Genomic DNA, 20,331 nt, shown 5'->3' with positions numbered 1-20,331 from the left:
GCGTGACGAGCGCTTTATTTGTTGATGGGTTTTTGTCGTTTTAATGGAACTATTCAAAAAATAATCAGAAGCGAGGATGAAGTGAATGACATTTCCTAAAGATTTTTTGTGGGGCGGCGCCACAGCTGCCAACCAATGTGAAGGGGCTTGGAATATAGATGGTAAAGGTGAAAGCATCCCGGATCATATGCGCGCAGGGGGACTTCACAAACATAGACTACTGACACCGACAATCGATCCAGATGGTTATTATCCAAATCATGATGGAATTGATTTCTATCATCGCTACAAAGAAGATATCGCACTGTTTGCGGAGATGGGATTTAAAGTTTTCCGGTTGAGTATTGCGTGGTCACGAATTTTTCCTAAAGGTGATGAGACCGAACCGAATGAAGCTGGTTTGGCTTTTTATGACAAAGTATTTGATGAATGTAAAAAATATGGCATCGAGCCGTTAGTAACCATCAGTCATTTTGAATTACCGTATGCACTTGCTGAGAATTATGGCGGATTTGCTAATCGTAAAACCATCGATTTCTTTGTGAACTATGCGACCACATTGTTTGAACGCTATAAGGACAAAGTAAAGTATTGGCTGACCTTCAATGAAATCAATTTTGGTACACTGCCGTTGGGCGGAAGAAATCTTTTGGGTATTTTAGCTGAAGAAGACAACGAAGAACAACGCTACCAAGCTTTGCACCACATGTTCGTCGCTAGTGCCAAAGCAGTAAAAATCGGTCATGAGATCAATCCCGACTTCAAAATTGGTTGTATGCTAGCCTATATGACTATGTATCCGCTGACCTGTAAACCGGAGGATGCGTTAGCAAATCAAGAACTGGTGAAGAAATTGAATTGGTTTTGCGGAGATGTCCAAGTCAAAGGAAAGTATCCGTATTATATGAACAATTATTTTGCGAAGCATAATATTCAGCTAGCATTTGAAGAGGGCGATGAAGAGATTTTAAAGGAAGGAACGGTGGATTACTATACCTTCTCTTATTATATGACCAGCTGTGTCACCGCAAATATTGACGAGAGCGGTGATCGTGTTGGCGGAAACCTATTTGGTGGGGTGAAAAATGACTATTTAGAAACGAGCGAATGGGGGTGGCAAATCGATCCGGTCGGTCTTCGCTTCACGCTGAACGAACTATATGATCGATATGAAATTCCATTAATGATCGTGGAAAATGGCTTAGGAGCCGTTGATAAAGTAGAAGCAGATGGCTCAATTCATGATGAGTATCGAATTGATTACGTCCGTCGCCATATTGAGGAAATGGCAAAAGCAATTGATGATGGGGTAGATCTAATTGGCTATACACCTTGGGGCTGTATTGATTTGGTTTCTGGCGGTACAGGAGAAATGTCAAAACGTTACGGCTTTATTTATGTCGATAAGGATGATGAAGGCAATGGAAGCTTCGATCGCAGCCGCAAAGACAGTTTCTACTGGTATAAAAAAGTCATTGCCTCTAATGGTAAAGACTTAGCTTCAGAATAACATGAACAAGGGAAGTCAGTGAATGTGACTTCCCTTGTTATTTAAACGTTCATTGCTGCTTCATAAGCCGCCCAAATGGCATCCATGACATTTGTTGGTTTTTTTGCATCTCCAATTAAGTGCACATGATCTGCTTCAATCGCATGATACAACGCGTCATCTGGAATGTAACCAACAGAAACGATAATATCATCCGCTGGGATTTCATGTAGTTTAGGCATTCCTTGTACACCTAGAGCAAACATATGTTGTGCACGATTGGCAACGTTTGGATAATTTTTAACTGTCTCCGTTACAAAAGCAGTCCCATCCGCAAATTTATCAACCACCGAATTCTTCAAGACCGTCACTTGATAATAATCTAAAAGCTCCATCATCATGTTGTAATTCGCTGCTGACAAACCAAAGGCATTTAAAATCGTCTCACTTGCTTCAACAATCGTTACTTTTTTCCCTTTCTTCGCTAGATCATAAGCGATTTCGCAGCCAGTTAGTCCGCCGCCGACAACGACCACGTTTTCGCCTTCAATTTCTTTATAGCGTAACGCATCAATTGCATAAGTTACACGCTCATTGTCAAAGCCAGGAGTGTCTAAACGGCGTTCATTTGCTCCTGTAGCAACAAAAATTTCATCATAACCTTTCGTTTGCGCCTCAGTAATTGCACTATTCATATGAATCGTCACGTCTAAGTCCTTCATTTGTTTTTTGTACCAGGCCAAAAGTTGACGATCATCCTCTTTAAAGTCGGGAGTAGACGCAGCTACAAATACACCTCCCAGCTGATCTGTCTTCTCAAACAAATCAACCTCATGTCCACGAATCGCTGCCACTCGAGCAGCCTCCATACCACCGATACCGCCGCCGACCACCATCACTTTTTTCTTCGTATCAGTAGGAGTCAACGCATAGCTCTTTTCGCGACCGCAGGCAGGATTCACTGCACAAGAAATGTCCTTGAATTGGAAAATACGACCTAAACAGCCCTGATGACAATAAATACATGGACGAACATCATCTAGACGACCTTCAGAAAACTTCTGTGGTGCATAGGGATCTGCTAACAGTGGACGCCCCATCCCCATAATATCTAGTTTTCCTTCCGCAATCACTTGATTGGCTAGGGCCGGATCATCGAATCTTCCGGCACAAGCGACAGGGATAGAAACAACTTCTTTCACTTTCATGACGTCTTCCAGATTGCAGGCTTTCGGCATATACATTGGCGGGTGCGCCCAGAACCATGAGTCATAGCTTCCATTATCGCAATTCAGCATATCATAGCCGAATCCCTCCAGTTTTTTGGCAACGATAAAGGATTCTTCGTAATCGCGTCCTTTTTCTTCAAACGTTTCTCCTGGAATGGCGCCACGATTAAAATCTTTCACATAGCTTTTAACACTATAGCGCATAGATACTGGGAAGTCTTGGCCACAGGCATCTTTGATCGCTTCCACAATTTCCTTAATGATTCGCAGACGATTTTCTAATGAACCGCCGTATTCATCCGTTCGACGATTAAAGAAGGAGATAGCGAATTGATCCAGTAGATAGCCTTCATGCACGGCATGAATTTCCACACCGTCACCGCCAGCTTCTTGAACAAGCTTCGCTCCTTTGGCAAAGTTTTGGATATATTCTTTGATTTCTTCTCTCGACATTCCGCGATCTGTTTTGGTCGGGTCCCAAACATTTTGAATCGGAGCAGGGGCAGGGCAGATGCCGACTAGTCCGTGATTCGCTCGACCAGTCAAAGCAGTTAATTGAACAAAAACTTTGCTGCCAGCTTCATGAACCCCATCCATCAAATACTTCATTTCTTTGACATAGCCTTCAGGATTATTCAGGATACAAAAGCCCATGTTGGCTACAACGGGCATCAAGCCAGTGATAATTAAGCCCGTGCCGCCTTTTGCTCTCTCAATATAATAATCGGCGCCTTCTTTTGTATAGGCAACAGTCTCAGTGCTTAGCAAGCGGGCGGAAAAGACACCCATTGGCATCATGGCAATACGATTGGGAATTTCAACGGAACCAATTTGTAAAGGGGAAAACAACTGCTCAAATTTTGCTGTCATACAATACTTCCTCCTTTGTTAAATAGTGTTGTGAAAATTTGATCAAATAGTATAATTTAAGTATAGAACCTCTGGTATCGCAAGCTATGATTTTAACGCACGTAGAGTATAACTATTGCGCGAGGGGAGCGGAAAAACGGATGGTAAAAGGAAAAATCCATTGTTCTCAGTTTTCTAAATCGCAGGATTATTCAAATGGTTTGTCTCAGTTAAACTATCAATACACGATTAACAGCCCCAGAGAAACATTGTCTGCTTCAAAAATCTACCAATTGGATCCTTTCATTATTACCCACAGTATTGTTGATTGTTCGCAGGGAGTTTTTACCCGAAGTATCAAAGACCGAAAAGAATATTTAGGTTTTCGTTTTGTTAAAAATGGTTTTGAACGACATTTTGATGGACATCACACAAGTATTTTAAAAGACTACACGATTGGGATTTTTGATTTACGAGCGACTAGTAACTATCAGCGTGAAAGAAGAACAGAAGGGATTAACTTATTCATTCCGAAGGATTGTCAAACAGAAAAACTTTTGGAGAGTCCTAAGAACAGTAGAATTATTAATGCAGAAAGAGGAATGGGGCGTAATTTATTAGAGATGATTTTTCAGATGACAGAACAATTTTCCTTTTGTTCCGAAGAGGAGAGTCGATTGTTACTCAAACATTTCCTGCAACTTTTTTGTGAGTGGCTATCAGATTCAGCACCATTTTTGGATAGTCAAAACTATAACAGGTTATTGGTACGAGCGACGGATTTCATGCGTCTGAATTTAAAGAATTCTCAATTGACCATTGAGCAAACTGCTCACTATTGTCAAACCTCCATTCGCACTTTGCAAAAAATATTTCAAACCGCTGAGTTATCGTTTAGTCATTATTTAAATGATCTACGATTGACTTCGGCCGCGATTTCTCTGTATCAGACCAATCGCTTGATTACGGAAATTGCCTTTGAGTGCGGCTTTAATAATTCTGCATACTTTAGTAAACGCTTCAAAGAAAAGTATCATCTGTCTCCAATGCAGTACCGCAAAAAGACGAAAGAAATGATGAAGATAGACGAAAGGTTAGAAACACAATGCCCACTATTAATGAACTTTAACCAAAAATGAGTGACAAAAGCAGAAGCCGCCTTTGTTTAGGCGGCTTCTGCTTTCATTTTTAGTTAATTAGGTCGCTTAATAAGACAGTATTCATCGTAAGAAACCCTCGAACTATGGTGAACCTCAACTAACTCAAAACCGAAATGCGGATAAATTGGCACATTTGTTTCTGTCATAGTCTATAAAATTCGCTAGAGAGAATTTCTATACTTACGTTGATGAAAAACAATTGCAGAGACGAAATGTATCAATATTATTCAGATTGCTTTTCTTATAATGGGAAAATTTATTTTCTTAAATACAACGATGTAGCTAATGAGATAAGAGGTTTTTCTAAGGGAATCAGAAAAATAGTTAATTAAAAAGGAATTCGTTCACTTTGTTACAAGCGCTTTCTTTGCTTTCGTCTCTTTTTTTTTGCATAATAAGTAAAAATTTAGAGGAGTGGACGACATGGCAACGATGGTATTTGTAAATTACCCAGTAAAAGATGTGCAGGCTTCGACGGAATTTTATGAAAAACTTGGTTTTAAGAAGAATGAAGAGTTTTCTAATGAGCGTTCTAGTTCAATGGTATGGGATGATCATTTTTGGATCATGCTGTTAGAATATGATTTTTATAATTTATTCCTTAAAAATAAAAAAATTGCAGATACAAAAAGTCAAAGTGGCACCTTAACAGCTTTTTCTGTAGAAAGTCCAGCGGCGGTTAAAAAAATTGCGGAAGCTGCAAAAGCGAATGGTGGAGACTATTTCAGTGTCGATATGGGGATTCCTGAAGAACAAATGTTTAGCTTAGAAGTAATGGATTTAGATGGGAATCAATTTGAACCAGTTTGGATGTCAATAAATTAATCATGGGTCACGGATTGCTCCGTGACCGTTTTTAATACCTAGAATGTTTCTCGAGCGTTAAATTATCCTTTTTCTCATTTTTTTACTATGATTTAGTAGTTAATGAAAAGAGAGAAGCTTTTGATTCACTAGAAAAGAGATGGGGAAATGGTTACAGCAGAAAAAGATTACTTTGAAGAACTGTTTGATCGCATAACATTCAATCAGCGTCGGATGGTTTTATTACTGAATGAAAAAGGTGGACGTTGGGTCACTCGTGAGTGGCTAAGTGAAAAATTAGGACTGAGTAAACGAATGACATTAAACATAATAAACAGTCTTTCAGAGAAAATTGAGAGTCTTCATTCAGAAAAATTTTCCTTCCAACAATCAAAAGGAAAAGGGGTTCGATTAATCGTTGGGCTAGATGCAGATGTGTATAATCTAGTGACAGAAATTGTCAAAGACTGTTCCACTGTAGTCCTTTTGAAAGCTTTAATTATGGATGAATTCACTAGTGTACGTGACTACGCATTAGAACACTTTATCAGTGAATCAACTGTTCGAAGAGATATGAGTAAGGTACAAAAATTGCTGGAGCATTATCATATCGAGATTGGAAGAGAAAATTTCCAATTACAGGGAGAAGAATATCAAATCCGCATGTGTATGGTTATTTTTTTCTGGAGCATTTTTCGAGGAAGCAGCTGGCCTTTTGACTATGTGAACGAGCAATTAATCGATTCTTATGTAGATGAAGTTTTGAATAGTAAATTTACTGTGTATCCTAAAATTCCCTACACTTACAAAAAACAACTATCATATATTTTTGCGGAGGCCGTCATTCGGACAAGAAAGGGCAATATACTTAAAATGTCTGAAGCTTTAGAGACTCAAATAACGACAAATCAGCTATATCCTAGATTTAAGGAGATCATTTGCCAGAAGCACGGGGCAATAAACACGAAACAATCGGAGATTCCTTTCTTTTTTCTAGTATGGGTGTCTATGTCTAAAACTATTGATATTTTTAAGGATCCTATCATTCACGAGTTGTATCAGCAACAAAAAAATCAGAACACTTTGATTTATAGCGCAACAGAATTAATGTTGAAACGATTTCAAGACGAGTTCTTTCCTATTAAAAAGGAAGAATATTTATGTTTTCGAAATTATATTTTGAGTAGTCACTTTTTTGCTATGTACTTTAAAGGCTTTAATACAGATATGACAGGAAATACGTATAAAGCGATTTTTTCTGAACGGTATCCGCAATTGGTGAAAAAGACACGTATCTTCGTGGAGTCTCTATATAAAGAATCTAAAAATCCAATATTTTTGGAGGAAGATTTTTTACTAATCCCTTATTTAAAAAATAGCTTATTTTTTTCTGATCCTTGTCAATTTGAGGTTCCATTAACGATGTTAGTTGAGAGCGATATGCCTAGCCTGATGACTAAAAATTTCATAAAACAACTTCGTGGATACTTCAGCTATTTATATAATGTGAAGATTACGGATATCTTTGAAACATCAAGCAAGCATGCGGACGTTTTATTGACGACCGGAAATCAAAAGGATATGAAAGCAGCATATCCTGATGCACAAATAGTTGTAGTGAGCAAAAAAATATCTATGACAGATATAACCAGGATCAATCAAGCACTAGAAGAGATTTCAGAAAATAAAAGGAAAATCTAGTTTTATGCCTTTCAAAAAGCGCTCCATACAGGAGCGCTTTTTGAAATTAATGAAAAGAATAATTTGATATAACTGAAACTAGCTGAAAAAAATAAGCGCGAGGTGTAAAAAAATGCGAAGAAAAAAAAGCTGCAATAAGTTCATTCATATTTTTATGACGGTCTTAATATTAGTTAACACATTAACTTCACTCACTGCTTTTGCAGAGTCAAATGATCAACCGTTTTTGAAACTTGAAAAAATAAGTAAAGGAAAAACGGATGACCAATTAGATTTGCAGGTTATGACAAGAAGTGGACAAGAAAATGAAAAAGTACAAGTATCACAACCTGTAATTCAACAGGCTGTCCTAGAGCAAGAGGATCAGCTCATACCACTAACAGTAGAGAATAAACAGTCAATTATTGTTCCTACTCAATCGACTGGAAGTGGTGTTATACATTTAACCCTAAAAGATACCAACGACCTGTCTTCTGTAGATATCAGTGTTCAAGATCAGAAGCTGACTTACACATTTGAACAAACAAGTATGTCACAAACCGAGGAATCTTCAGAAGAAACTACCGAAAATTCAGAGGCAATCAGTGAAGAAAGTACGACAGAAATTGATTCTTCAAAACAAGAAAGTGAGCGCTCAGAAGCGCAAGAGACTCTTCAAAGTACAGAAACATCAACTGCTGATACAAAAGAAAAAACAATAAAAGCAGATGGACCAACGGATATCCGCGATTATTTTCCAAATGGAAATGGAACGATCTTAACTGAATCCAAGCTTGTTTATTTAGACGAAAATGGAGATGTGGTTGAGCCGCCAGTAACTGCTAATACGACAGTACGCATTTTCTATTCTTGGAGTATTCCAGAAGACGTCCGCCAGCAAATTGAGCCAGGAGATTATTTTGATTTCAAGCTACCTGATGAATTGAAACCAAAACAGGCGCAGTCTGGAGAATTAAAAAATAGTGATGGTGAAGTGTATGCTAAATATACAATTGATGTTGATGGAAACATTCGCTTTGAATTTACCGATGAAGTCAAAAATCAAAGTGACATTAATGGAAGCTTCTTTTTTGATACAGAATTTAAAAAAGAGCACATTGATGGTCCAGGAGACATCACAATTCATTATCCAGTAGAGGATGATCTACCGCCTGTCAATATTGAGATTCGTCCCGATACCGACCAATCTATTGATAAAAAAGGGCATTTTGACCGTACGCCAAATCCAAGCACTGTTGTTTGGACTGTTGATTTTAACCAGGGAATGAACCATTTAGATGAACCAAGCATTACTGAAAATTGGCCGACAGGAATTGAGTACAAATCGGTGAAAGTAACGGAATTGGAAATGAATCTTGATGGGACTGTTAAAGAAGTTGGACGAGAACTGAGCCCTAGTGAGTATAAAGTAGACCAAAACGGAAATGTCACGATCTTAGGTGAAACAAATAAGGCGTACCGCTTAGTCTATCAAACAGACATCAGTGATTCTGCAAAACCAGAAAATGGTGGAAAAGTTAGTTTCACTAATAATGCTCAATTAACAGATAAGAACAATGATGATGGAATTGATGCAAAGGCAACCGTAACAAATAATTTTGGAAAACCTATTGAAAAGAATATGGTCGGCTATGATCCGAATAAACAGGAATTCGATTGGGCAATTAAATATAACTATAATGAAAAGAAAATTTCAAAGGATTCCGCGATAATTACCGATACGATAAGCAAAAACATGGATCTTGTCGATGACTCTGTAAAGCTTTATCCGATTACTTTTGATGAAAAAGGAAAAGAAGTTAAAGGGGATCCATTGATCGAAGGGAAAGATTATACGTTAGAACCCAATCCTGATGGCGAAGGTTTTGTCATAAAATTTCTTGACGATGTGGATGGTGCAATACGGGTCGAATACAAAACAAAAGTTAATGGACTTGTCACTGACCCAACGCAGGTAAGCAACAATGTTTCTACTGGAACTGGACAAACTGATGGAGACAAAGGAACCGCTCAACAACAAAATGTTATTAAAGACATTAAAGATGTAAACTATGCGGACAAGAAAGTCGGTTGGAAAATTGCGGTCAATAAAAATCATTACCATATGGAAAATCTAGTACTAACAGACACCTATGACCCTGTTCCCGGTTTGTCGATGGCAATCAAAGAAGATTTGACACCCGATTTTGAAATTCGCGATGTTACTACAAACAAAGTTTTAGTTCCTGGAAAGGACTATGATCTTGAATTGTTGACAGATAGTTCTGGAAAAAATGAAGTTGGATTCAAGGTTATTTTTAAAGGAGACTATAAATCAACAGAATCTGAACTAGAGATTACCTACCACACTAATTTCGATGTCAGTCTGCTAGATCCCACGAACCCATCTATGGACCGATTCAAAAATAATATGCAAGCCGATTGGGAAGATGAACATGGCAATAAGCAGCAGTCAGATGATGACAAAGATTTTAAGCCAGAAGATCCCTTTCAATTAAATGCTCAAAAAAGCGGGACATATAACGCACAATCAAAACATATTACTTGGACAATAGCAGTTAATCATAGCCGAAATATCTTGATTGATGCACAGTTAAAAGATGAAATAAAAGAAAATCAAGACTACATTGATGGTTCACTAAAAATCTATGAGGCTGAAGTGAATAAAGATGGTACGGTAGTGAAGAAGCAGCCGGAAAAAATAGTAAATGATGAGATGAAAAGCATTGATGAACATAACAGCTCAAACAACCAAACACTACAGATTAATTTTCCAAATAATGTAGATAAAACTTATTTAATTGAATTTGAGACGTCAGTTGAAGGAAAAATTATTGAAGGTTCAAATCAATATACGAACGTCGCAAATTATGTAAACAATGATGATGAACGAGATGTTATCGGCGAGGTTGGGATAAAAAACGGTGGGAAATATGTTCAAAAAACGGGCGCACAGGATAGTGAAGATCCGGATTATGTGAATTGGCAAGCGGTTATAAATCCTTCACAGTCAACGTTGGATCATGTCGTGATCAAGGATGAGCCTTCGGATAATCAAGTGATTGATCAGGACTCGATAAAATTATACGAGACCACTGTAGCAGAAGATGGAACCATTACCCCTAATTACGACAAGCCTTTAAAGCCAAAAACAGACTACACCGTAGAAGTAATAACGGATAACGAGACTGGAAAGCAAACATTAACAATCAAACTTACTAATAAAATTGAAACGGCCTATCAGTTAGAATATCGCAGTTACATTAATTCCTCTGCAAGTGGCAGCAAAGATACAGTTTCTAATAAAATAACTGTATCGGGAGATAATGAGCAAACTGTTTCAGGTGGTGATGGGCAAGACGTGACAGTAGAAATCAATCATAGTGGTGGTTCTGCGACTGGTAAAAAAGGGAAATTAGTTATCCAAAAAACAGAAGCAGATGGGAAGACGCCTTTGGCTGGTGCTAAGTTTGAACTTTGGAACACAACAAAGACCCAACTGCTGCGTGAAGGAAAAGTAGATGATAATGGACAAATTACCTTTGGAAATCTACCTTATGGTGAATATCTATTGTTTGAAACGGCTGCCCCTAAAGGCTTCACGATTTCAGATGATTTGGTAGATGGACGACGAATCGCTATTGATGATAAGACTTCAACGGAAAACGCGGCACCATTAACCATTCCAAATGAACGAAATAAGGTTATTTTACAAAAGACGGATGAACAAGGAAATCCAATTAAGTTTGATGACGATATCCAAACAGGAGCACGCTTTAAGCTAGAACACTTTAGTAATTTAATGCCTAATCATGCTCTTTGGGAACCTGTAGCGTTAGATCCTGATCGGTTAAACAGTGATGGAATTTTAGAAATCGATAGTTTACCCTTAGGATTGTATCGGATTACTGAGATTGAGGCGCCAACGGGTTATGTACTGAACAACACTCCAATTAATTTTGTTGTATATCGAAATAGCGATCATCAAATACCAACGATCCATTTAAATTATAAGAATTACAAAGGATCTGCAGAGCTTTTGAAAACGGACAGCACAGGAAATCCTTTAGCTGGAGCGATGTTCGATGTGATAGACAGTACTGGAAAAAAAGTGAATTCTGAACCTTTAGTTTCACAAAATGATGGAAAAGTAACGATTACGGGATTGGCTCCTGGCGATTATAAATTTGTAGAAACGAAAGCACCAGATGACTATATCATTAACAGTACAGAAATTCCCTTCACCATCGATGAGACGTCTCACGATAAACCTAAAACGGTCACGACTCAGGTGGATGGTTCACCACTGGAGTTGGTAAATCATAAAGGTTCAGTAGAATTTTTGAAGAAGGACAAATCCGGCAAAATATTAGAAGGTGCGGAATTTGACTTGTTAGACACTGAAGGGAAAAAGGTCAATCAAGAACCGATTACATCTGATAAAGACGGGAAAGTACATGTTGATAATTTAGCACCGGGTAACTATACTTTCGTGGAAACGAAAGCGCCAGATGGTTATTTATTGAATGAAATGAAACTCTCATTTACTATCGATGCTTCACATAAAGGAAAAGTATCAGTTGTTAAACTACCTGATTTCATCAATTATAAAGGTGCCTTCCAAATCGTCAAACGCAATACTGATGGCGATGGTTTAGCTGGAGCAGAATTTACTCTTTATCAAGAGGATAAAGTGACCATTGAACAAAAAGTAAAAAGTGATAAAGATGGGAAGGTCACATTTAATAACTTGGCACCAGGTACGTATTATTATCAAGAGACGAAAGCACCGACTGTCGCTGATGGGACAAACTATGTAATTAACCCAGCTTTGATTAAGGTTGAAATTTTAGATCGAGCTGAAGGTGCTCCTGAATTGGAGAAGTTGGGAGATTTCCAGAATTTCCGTGGAAAGGCTCAGATTACGAAAGTCGGTGAAGGCGATTCTATCGCTGGAGCGGAATTTGAACTATATCATATTGTAAATGGCGAGCAAAAATATGTAAGAACAACTGTGGCTCCTGAAAATGGTATTTTGGATATTTCAGGTTTAGGTGCAGGAGAGTATATGTTAAAGGAAACGAAACCGGCTCCTGGCTATATTCTAAATAAACAGCCGATTTATTTTGTCGTTCAGGAGAATAACGATCAAGATCCTACGATAGACAATCTAGATTTTGAGAATTATGAATCGGGTGTCATCGGTCGAAAAGTGAATGAGCAGAAGAAAGCCTTACAGGGGGCAGAATATCAGGTCTATAAAGCTGATGGTGACAAGCCGACGGGCGCTCCTGTGGTAGTTAAAGATCGTGATGGAAAAAATTACGAAAACAACACTATCATAACAAATGAAAAAGGCGAAATATATTTCCAAGGTTTGGATGAAGGTCAATATGTGCTTGTCGAAACGAAGGCACCTGAAGGCTATATCTTAGACACCAAACCTCATCCATTCGAAATTACAGGACAATTAGGCAAACCAGATAAAGTAAATTTAGGCGATTTTGTAAACTATAAAGGAGCTGTTTCAGGGACAAAGAAAAACGAAGATGGAAAAATATTAAGTGGTGCAGAATTCGAAATTCAAGACACTGAAGGTAAGGTACAAACAATCCTAAATTCAGTCGGAAAAGAAACCAAAAAGCTCATTTCAGACAAAGATGGGAAAATCTATGCTAATGGACTGAACCCCGGTAAGTATCAACTCGTTGAAACGAAAGCACCAACAAATTATTTATTAAATAAGCAAAAAGTTGCCTTTACTGTTTCCGATAAAGCTTCCGGAAAACCTGAGACGATCACCTTAGCTGATTTTATCAATTATCAAGGTTCGGTGAAATTACAAAAAGTCTCTCCTTTAAACAAGGAACTAAACGGTGCAGTATTTGGACTCTATCATTCTGATGGAGAACATATCGGAGACTACACATCTGATCAAAAAGGGCAGGTTGCAGTGAATATGCTTTCGCCAGGCGATTACTATTTTGCTGAGAAAAAAGCTCCGGATGGTTATAAGATTAGTAGTGAAAAACGGAAATTCACGATTACTTCTTCTAAGCAAGGTAGACCAGAAACGCTTGATTTAGGTAAATTTGTGAATGAAGAAGTTGCGAAGAAAACGAATATTCCAACATCTATGAACAAATCAAAACCTTCTAACAAAGATTCGGAAACAACAACAGGAAGTTATCCGAAAACGAATGACACACGCAATCCGTGGTTACTTATTGCAGGAATTGCCGTGATCATCATAGCGGGCACTATTTATTTCAGAAGAAGAAATAAGTAAACCTATTGATCTAGGCAGCAAATTTGCTGTCTAGGTCTTTTTTTCGTTGCTGATAGTAAAAAAATCATGGTATTATGTTTGTTGAACTGGAAAACTGGAGCTAGGGTTCCGCTTAAAGAGGACTGTGACCGAGGGCTTCATCTTTTGCCATATGCAGAAGGCACCTATTGATAAAAAAGATCTGAGGGGAAAGGTTCAGTGTATTTGTGATGCACTGACTTTTCCCCTTTTTTGTACGTGGAAAAGTCGATGTGTCCTTTAAATAATTATTTTTGGAGGAAGAGAAGTATGAAAAAAATGGTATTTTTTGATTTAGATGGCACCTTATGTTCAGATGGAAGTTTACAGGTAGGACAAGAAATAATAACCGCATTCAACGACCTCAAGAAAAATGATATCTTACCGATTATCGCGACAGGTCGAAGTCATTATGAAGTAAGGGAGCTACTAGATTTACTTCGAGTAGAGCATTACATTTTATCGAATGGCTGCTATGTACATTCTGCAGGAAGAACCATCCAGAATGTGACGTTTACCATTGAAGAAGTCGAAGCTATTTTAGCGATTGCAGAAAAATATCGATTGTCGGCAGGTTACTTTAATCAGCGGAGCTATGCAATAACTCCGCTTTCAGAAGTAGTTAAGGAACATGTTGCTTATATGGGAATTTCAGAAGTTCCGGTGGTTGCCGACTTTTATCAGTGGAATCCTGTCAATTTTATGAATCTCTATCTAAATGCCGAAATGGAAGAAAAAATTCGTAAAGAGCTGGGTGCTATCGCTGATCTCGTCCGTTTTGCGCCTTTGGCGATTGATGTATTGCCAAAGAATGTTTCAAAAGGAACGGCGATCAAAAGCTTATTGACTTCATTGAGAGATAGTCAAATTGAAACCTATGCTTTTGGTGATCAAAATAATGATATTAGTATGTTTCAACTCGTTGATTTTGGTGTCGCGATGTCCCATAGCACAGAGCAGTTGAAGATGCAGTCTTCTTATATCGCAACATCAACGAATGGTGTTATCGAGGGATTAAAATACTATGGTCTAATTTCATAAAATTATGAAAAAGGATTAGAAGAGAATGAGACTTTAGACGGATGCTGATAAATTAAGAATTCGTTAAGATAAATCTATCAACGAAAGAGAGTAGGAAAGAGTGTGAAGGGAAATAAAAAGAATATTAGCTATTTGATGTTGGGGCAGTTTATCTCTGTATTTGGTGGGGCAATCTTACGTTTTGCATTGTCATTATTTGTTTTAGATGTAACAGGAAGGGCCGATATTTTTGCTACGGTATTAGCCATTTCCAGTATTCCAGTCTTGTTTGCGCCAATTGGTGGGGCAATTGCGGATCGATTCGATCGAAAGCTCTTAATGGTTTTGATGGATGTTGCCAATGCGATTATTGCAGGGTTACTTTTTCTAGTGGTCGGAACAACTGAATCAATTTTAGGTATTGGTGTTTTAATCTTTATTTTAGCGATTGTTGGCAGTTTTGATACACCAGTAGTGGGTGCGAGCATCCCTTTATTGGTAGAAGAGGATGAACTGGAAAAAATCAATGGATTATCGAATGGTATTTTACAATTATCGAATGTTGTTGCACCGATTATTGGCGGTATTTTCTATGGGGTTATGGGAGCTAAACTGCTGGTTGCCAGTAGTATTCTCTTTTTCATAATAGCCGCGATTATCGAGAGCTTTTTAAAGATTCCATTTGAAAAACGCGAGCAGTCATCCGGTACCATTATGCAGATTTTAACAGCCGATTTAAAGGACGGATTCAAGGAAGTCAAAAACAATCAAGTGATTTTCAAATCAATCACTATTGCTGCGGCGATCAATTTTGTTTTAACGTCTTTCTTTATTGTTGGACTTCCAGTTATTTTACGAATGACGCTTCAGGTAAATGACACCATGTATGGAATCGGCATGGGAGTATTTAGTTTAGCTAGTATTATTGGAGCTATTTTTGCAGGGCAGTTAACGAAAAATATAAAATTCAATAATTTTTATCGGGTGTTTACGCTCTCAGGAATTCTATTGATACTCATGAATCTCTTATTGAGTATGACGAGTATTGGGGTTGGTTTTATGGTTGTGCTCGTCATGGAAATCATTATCGGAATGATGCTCAGCGCGATTTCAATTTATCTGATCACCATTGTGCAGCGAATTACTCCTAAGGAAAACTTGGGAAAAGTGATGGCGACAATTATCGCAGTTGCACAATGTGCGGTTCCTTTGGGCCAATTACTGATGGGACTAATCTTCAGAAATACGACAGACAGTGTTTTTGTTCCACTACTTTTAATCAGCGGACTGGTTTTGTTGATTTCAGGAGCTTGCTTTATGATGTTTAGAGAGACCAAAGAGAGTGACATTTATACGGCAAAAGATTAAAATTGATACACTCTTTCAAACATCAAGAGAAAAAAGGAGAAAAAAATGGAGTTTAGAGCAGAATGGACGAAACTGATTGAGACGCAGCCTTTTTGTTTGCTAGGATCGATTACAGAAAATGGCTACCCTATGATTCGGGCGATGCTGAAGCCGATAAAAATTGAAGATAATCATCTGTATCTTCATACCAATACTTCTTCCAATAAAGTCCATCAGTTTCTAGAAAACCCTAAAGCTTGCTTGTACTTTTATGATGGGGAGACTTTTACTGGAGTTAGTTTGATTGGAGAGATGGAAGTATTTAGTGAAGAAAAGGATAAAAGAGAGTTTTGGCAGGAAAGTTACGATATTTACTATGAAAAAGGCGGCGGATTACCGGATTTTACAATTTTGAAATTCACTATTGTTGAAGGAGAGTTTTACCAGAATTTCAACGTTCATACGTTTTAAAAGTCAAAAAAAGACCATATAAAGATAGTGTAAAGAAATGGACGAAAGTTTCACACTATCTTTAGGTCTTTTTTTTTATGCTTAAAAAGTAGTAAATAGCGGTCACAATGGTAGGCCGTTTTGAAAAGGAGAGAATTTAAATGACGATTATTTTAGGAATGATTGGGTTCTTACTAATGATCTATCTTTTCTGGTTTTTATTTAAGGGGGAAGAGTTATGAGTAGTATCATCTATCAAGGCCTATTTTTCTTGTTTATTCTATTAACCCTAGCTCTGCCGCTAGGGTGGTATATCAAAGAAATAATGCAAGGAAGAGTACCTAGAGGTGTGCGCTTTTTGCAGCCTGTAGAACGTTTATTTTATAAAGTCATTGGTCCTATTAGTAAAAAAGAAATGTCTGCAAAACGCTACGCATTAAATGTGATCGTACTGAGTATTTTCTCGGTTCTGTTACTTATTCTTATTTTAATGACACAGCATTTCTTGCCTGGAGGATCCGCAGTAAAAAATTTATCCTTTCCTCTGGCTTTAAATACAGCAGTTAGTTTTGTAACGAATACGAACTGGCAGGCATACGCGGGAGAAACAACTTTATCAAACGCTTCTCAAATGTTCGGTTTAACCGTTCAAAACTTTGTTTCTGCGGGTGTTGGGTTATCTGTATTAATCGCTTTGTTTCGAGGAATATCGCAAGTAAAACGAAAAGCACTTGGAAATTTTTGGCAAGATTTGACACGCAGCTTGGTGTATATTTTGCTTCCGCTAGCGTTTGTTTTTTCAATTGTCTTGATTTCACAAGGAACGATCCAATCGTTCAAATCAGGGATTGCTTATCAAGGATTAGAAGGGAAAAATCTATGGCTGTATTTAGGCCCTGTCGCTAGTCAAGTCGCAATAAAACAATTAGGAACAAACGGTGGTGGTTTCTTTGGTGCAAATTCGGCTTATCCTTTTGAAAACCCAACGCTCCTTTCAAATTTCATCGAGAATATTGCGATTTTATTGATTCCAGCCGCGTTGATTTTTGCTTTTGGATTTTGGGTCAGGGATTGGAAGCAAGGCCGAACAATTATGATAGTCTCCTTGTTCTTTCTTTTACTTGCCTTCATAGGTGTTGCTATCAGTGAATACTATGGTCCAGAAATAGCACGCGTTGTTGGCTCTGCGAATTTAGAGGGAAAAGAAGTTCGTTTCGGTGTCGGGTGGTCCAGCCTATGGTCAGTCTCAACTACTGCAGCATCAAATGGCTCTGTGAACGCGATGCTAGATAGCTTCACGCCGCTTGGTGGAGCTATCCCGATGTTTTTAATGCAATTAGGAGAAATTATTTTTGGCGGTGTCGGCAGTGGTCTTTATGGCATGTTGGCTTTTCTATTATTGGCAGTCTTTATCGCCGGTCTCCTAGTGGGACGAACACCAGAATACCTAGGTAAAAAAATTGAAGCTTTCGATATAAAGATGGCTAGTTTGGTCATCCTGACACCGCTAATGTTAACTCTTTTTGGCGCAATGGCTTTGGTTTTACATCCAGAGGTTGAGGCATGGTTAACTAATCGCGGTCCCCACGCCTTCAGCGAACTATTGTATGGGGCAACATCCTTAGCCAATAATAATGGAAGTGCTTTTGCCGGTCTACTGGCAGATCACTCGTTCATAAATATTTTGGGCAGTCTAATGATGGCTATTTCAAGATATTTACCAATTATCGCTATCTTACTTCTAGCTGAGAATATGGGAAGCAAGAAGAAAGCTGCATTAAGTTCAGGAACGTTGTCAACAGTTAGTCCAACTTTTGTATCTATGTTAATTATTGTTGTTTTAGTGATCGGAGCGCTAAGTTTTCTGCCAGTATTGGCACTTGGTCCAATCGCAGAATTCTTTACGATGAAATAGATGGAGTGAATAAAATGAAGAAAATCTATCAATGGGCAGCAGGACAATCTTTTAAAAAATTAGATCCTCGCCAGCAGATCAAAAATCCAGTTATGTTTGTTGTTTACTTGGGGGCAATTCTCACAACGCTCTTATGTTTTTATCCAACTGGAGTTCCAATATGGTTCAGTATCGCTGTCACTATTTTTCTTTGGCTGACCTTACTCTTTGCGAATTTTGCAGAGGCTGTTGCAGAAGGACGAGGAAAAGCGCAGGCAGATAGCTTGAAGCAAGCAAAAAAAGAAGTTATGACCTATAAAATAAACAGTCTGAAGGATATCAGAGAAGAGAACTTTATAGAATTGCGTTCATCAGATTTGAAACGCGGAGACTTGGTCTATGTCCGATCAGGAGAACAGATTCCTGCTGACGGAGATGTCATTGAGGGGGCTGCTTCCGTTGACGAGAGTGCAATTACTGGAGAATCTGCACCGGTTATTCGAGAGTCTGGTGGTGACCGTAGTGCCGTCACTGGTGGTACCACGGTTGTATCGGACTATTTAGTGATTCGTGTAACTTCGGAAAATGGCCAATCCTTCTTAGACAAAATGATTGCAATGGTTGAAGGAACACAACGAAAAAAAACACCGAACGAGATTGGGTTGCAGATTTTCTTGATAACCTTAACGATTATCTTTTTAACGGTCTCAATAACCCTAGTTCCATTTACAGATTTCAGTAGTCAGCTTTCAGGAAAAGGGGAAGCTCTCTCAATGATTATTGTGATAGCTTTGTTGATCTGTTTGGCGCCAACAACGATTGGTGCGTTGATCTCATCAATCGGAATTGCTGGTATGAGTCGTTTAACGAAAGAAAATGTGATCGCTATGAGTGGTCGTGCGATTGAGGCGGCTGGAGATGTCGATGTTCTCCTACTGGATAAAACAGGAACCATCACTTTGGGGAATCGCCGAGCGAGTGAATTTTTACCGGTGAATGGGGTCAGTGAAGAACAGCTTGCTGATGCCGCTCAATTGTCCTCACTAGCAGATGAGACAGCAGAAGGCAGAAGTATTGTCATTCTCGCAAAGGAACGCTTCAATTTACGTGAAAGAGCGTTTCAACAATCAGAAGTGAAGTTTATCGACTTTAGTGCGAAGACGCGAATGAGCGGAATTGATTATCGTGGAGATGAAATTCGTAAAGGCGCAGCAGACACGATGAAGAAATATGTACAATCAAAAGGAGAAAGTTACCCTCCTGAATGTGATGACCTTGTCGACAAAATTGCCCGCGCAGGTGGGACACCCTTAGTAGTAGTTAAAAATAATCGTGTTTTAGGGGTTGTCTATTTGAAGGATATTGTGAAAAACGGAGTGAAAGAAAAGTTTGCCGATATGCGAAAGATGGGTATCAAAACGATCATGATCACTGGGGACAATCCTTTAACCGCAGCGGCCATCGCAGCTGAAGCGGGGGTTGATGATTTTTTAGCGGAAGCTACACCTGAAAACAAAATGGATTTGATTCGTGAGTATCAAGAAAAAGGGCACCTCGTCGCAATGACAGGGGACGGTACAAATGATGCACCAGCTTTAGCACAGGCAGATGTGGCAATGGCAATGAATACTGGTACACAAGCCGCAAAAGAAGCTGGGAACATGATTGATTTAGATTCGAGTCCTACTAAATTGCTGCAGGTTGTCCAAATCGGTAAACAGTTATTAATGACTAGAGGAGCATTAACCACCTTCAGTATCGCCAATGATATCGCTAAATATTTCGCAGTAATACCTGTTTTATTCTATAGTATCTATCCACAACTAGATCGACTGAATCTCATGGGATTGGGCAGCCCGCTTACAGCGATCTTATCGGCTGTTATTTACAATGCGGTAGTTATCGTTGCTTTGATTCCGCTAGCATTAAAAGGAGTGAACTATCAAGAAAAACCTGCTAGTCAAATTTTGCGTCATAATTTATTGATTTATGGCCTGGGAGGGATCATCGCTCCCTTTATTTTCATTAAATTAATCGACATGGTTCTTTCATTAATCATTTTGTAGAATCTAAATGTATAG

11 protein-coding genes are annotated in these 20,331 nt (G+C 38.5%); 10 read left to right on the top strand and 1 reads right to left on the bottom strand.

Features of this window, described 5'->3' with window-relative positions; all coding sequences use genetic code 11:
• Nucleotides 1-85 precede the first annotated feature (85 nt).
• Nucleotides 86-1,510 (top strand): glycoside hydrolase family 1 protein, encoded by a 1,425-nt coding sequence (locus J9537_RS15715; protein ID WP_070509462.1) that lies wholly within the window; start codon nucleotides 86-88, stop codon nucleotides 1,508-1,510.
• Nucleotides 1,511-1,551: 41 nt separating this feature from the next.
• On the opposite strand, the gene J9537_RS15710 is transcribed toward J9537_RS15715, so the two are convergent.
• Nucleotides 1,552-3,588 (bottom strand): FAD-dependent oxidoreductase, encoded by a 2,037-nt coding sequence (locus tag J9537_RS15710; protein ID WP_070509461.1) that lies wholly within the window; start codon nucleotides 3,586-3,588, stop codon nucleotides 1,552-1,554.
• 140 nt (nucleotides 3,589-3,728) lie between these two features.
• Between J9537_RS15710 and J9537_RS15705 the strand changes: the two genes are divergently transcribed.
• The 9 genes from J9537_RS15705 (at nucleotide 3,729) to kdpB (ending at nucleotide 20,316) form a co-directional block, all read left to right on the top strand.
• A complete protein-coding gene (locus J9537_RS15705; protein ID WP_176746298.1) occupies nucleotides 3,729-4,706 on the top strand; it encodes a helix-turn-helix transcriptional regulator in 978 nt (325 codons plus the stop codon).
• 444 nt (nucleotides 4,707-5,150) lie between these two features.
• Nucleotides 5,151-5,552 (top strand): VOC family protein, encoded by a 402-nt coding sequence (locus J9537_RS15700; RefSeq protein ID WP_070509459.1) that lies wholly within the window; start codon nucleotides 5,151-5,153, stop codon nucleotides 5,550-5,552.
• 147 nt (nucleotides 5,553-5,699) lie between these two features.
• Nucleotides 5,700-7,232 (top strand): AcpB/EbpR/MafR family transcriptional regulator, encoded by a 1,533-nt coding sequence (locus J9537_RS15695; protein WP_070509458.1) that lies wholly within the window; start codon nucleotides 5,700-5,702, stop codon nucleotides 7,230-7,232.
• Between the two features lie 112 nt (nucleotides 7,233-7,344).
• Entirely contained in the window at nucleotides 7,345-13,521 is a 6,177-nt protein-coding gene (locus tag J9537_RS15690) for a SpaA isopeptide-forming pilin-related protein (RefSeq protein ID WP_218257654.1), read from the top strand.
• A 288-nt stretch (nucleotides 13,522-13,809) separates the two neighbouring features.
• Complete coding sequence (locus J9537_RS15685) at nucleotides 13,810-14,580, top strand: Cof-type HAD-IIB family hydrolase (RefSeq protein ID WP_070509456.1); 771 nt, start codon at nucleotides 13,810-13,812, stop codon at nucleotides 14,578-14,580.
• 102 nt (nucleotides 14,581-14,682) lie between these two features.
• Nucleotides 14,683-15,927, top strand: a complete 1,245-nt coding sequence (locus tag J9537_RS15680; RefSeq protein ID WP_070509455.1) for an MFS transporter — start codon at nucleotides 14,683-14,685, stop codon at nucleotides 15,925-15,927.
• Between the two features lie 45 nt (nucleotides 15,928-15,972).
• Nucleotides 15,973-16,377 carry a pyridoxamine 5'-phosphate oxidase family protein gene (locus tag J9537_RS15675; RefSeq protein WP_070509454.1) on the top strand — a complete coding sequence of 135 codons (405 nt, stop codon included), beginning with the start codon at nucleotides 15,973-15,975 and terminating at the stop codon, nucleotides 16,375-16,377.
• 217 nt (nucleotides 16,378-16,594) lie between these two features.
• Entirely contained in the window at nucleotides 16,595-18,271 is a 1,677-nt protein-coding gene (gene kdpA / locus J9537_RS15670; protein WP_070509453.1) for a potassium-transporting ATPase subunit KdpA, read from the top strand.
• A 14-nt stretch (nucleotides 18,272-18,285) separates the two neighbouring features.
• A complete protein-coding gene (gene kdpB, locus J9537_RS15665) occupies nucleotides 18,286-20,316 on the top strand; it encodes a potassium-transporting ATPase subunit KdpB (RefSeq protein ID WP_070509452.1) in 2,031 nt (676 codons plus the stop codon).
• The last annotated feature ends 15 nt before the right edge of the window (nucleotides 20,317-20,331 follow it).

The sequence above is a fragment of the Enterococcus raffinosus genome, assembly GCF_019175485.1.
GTDB lineage: Bacteria > Bacillota > Bacilli > Lactobacillales > Enterococcaceae > Enterococcus_A > Enterococcus_A raffinosus.
The sequence above is the reverse complement of the archived record's forward strand: the minus strand, read 5'-3'. Positions and strand labels throughout refer to the sequence as shown.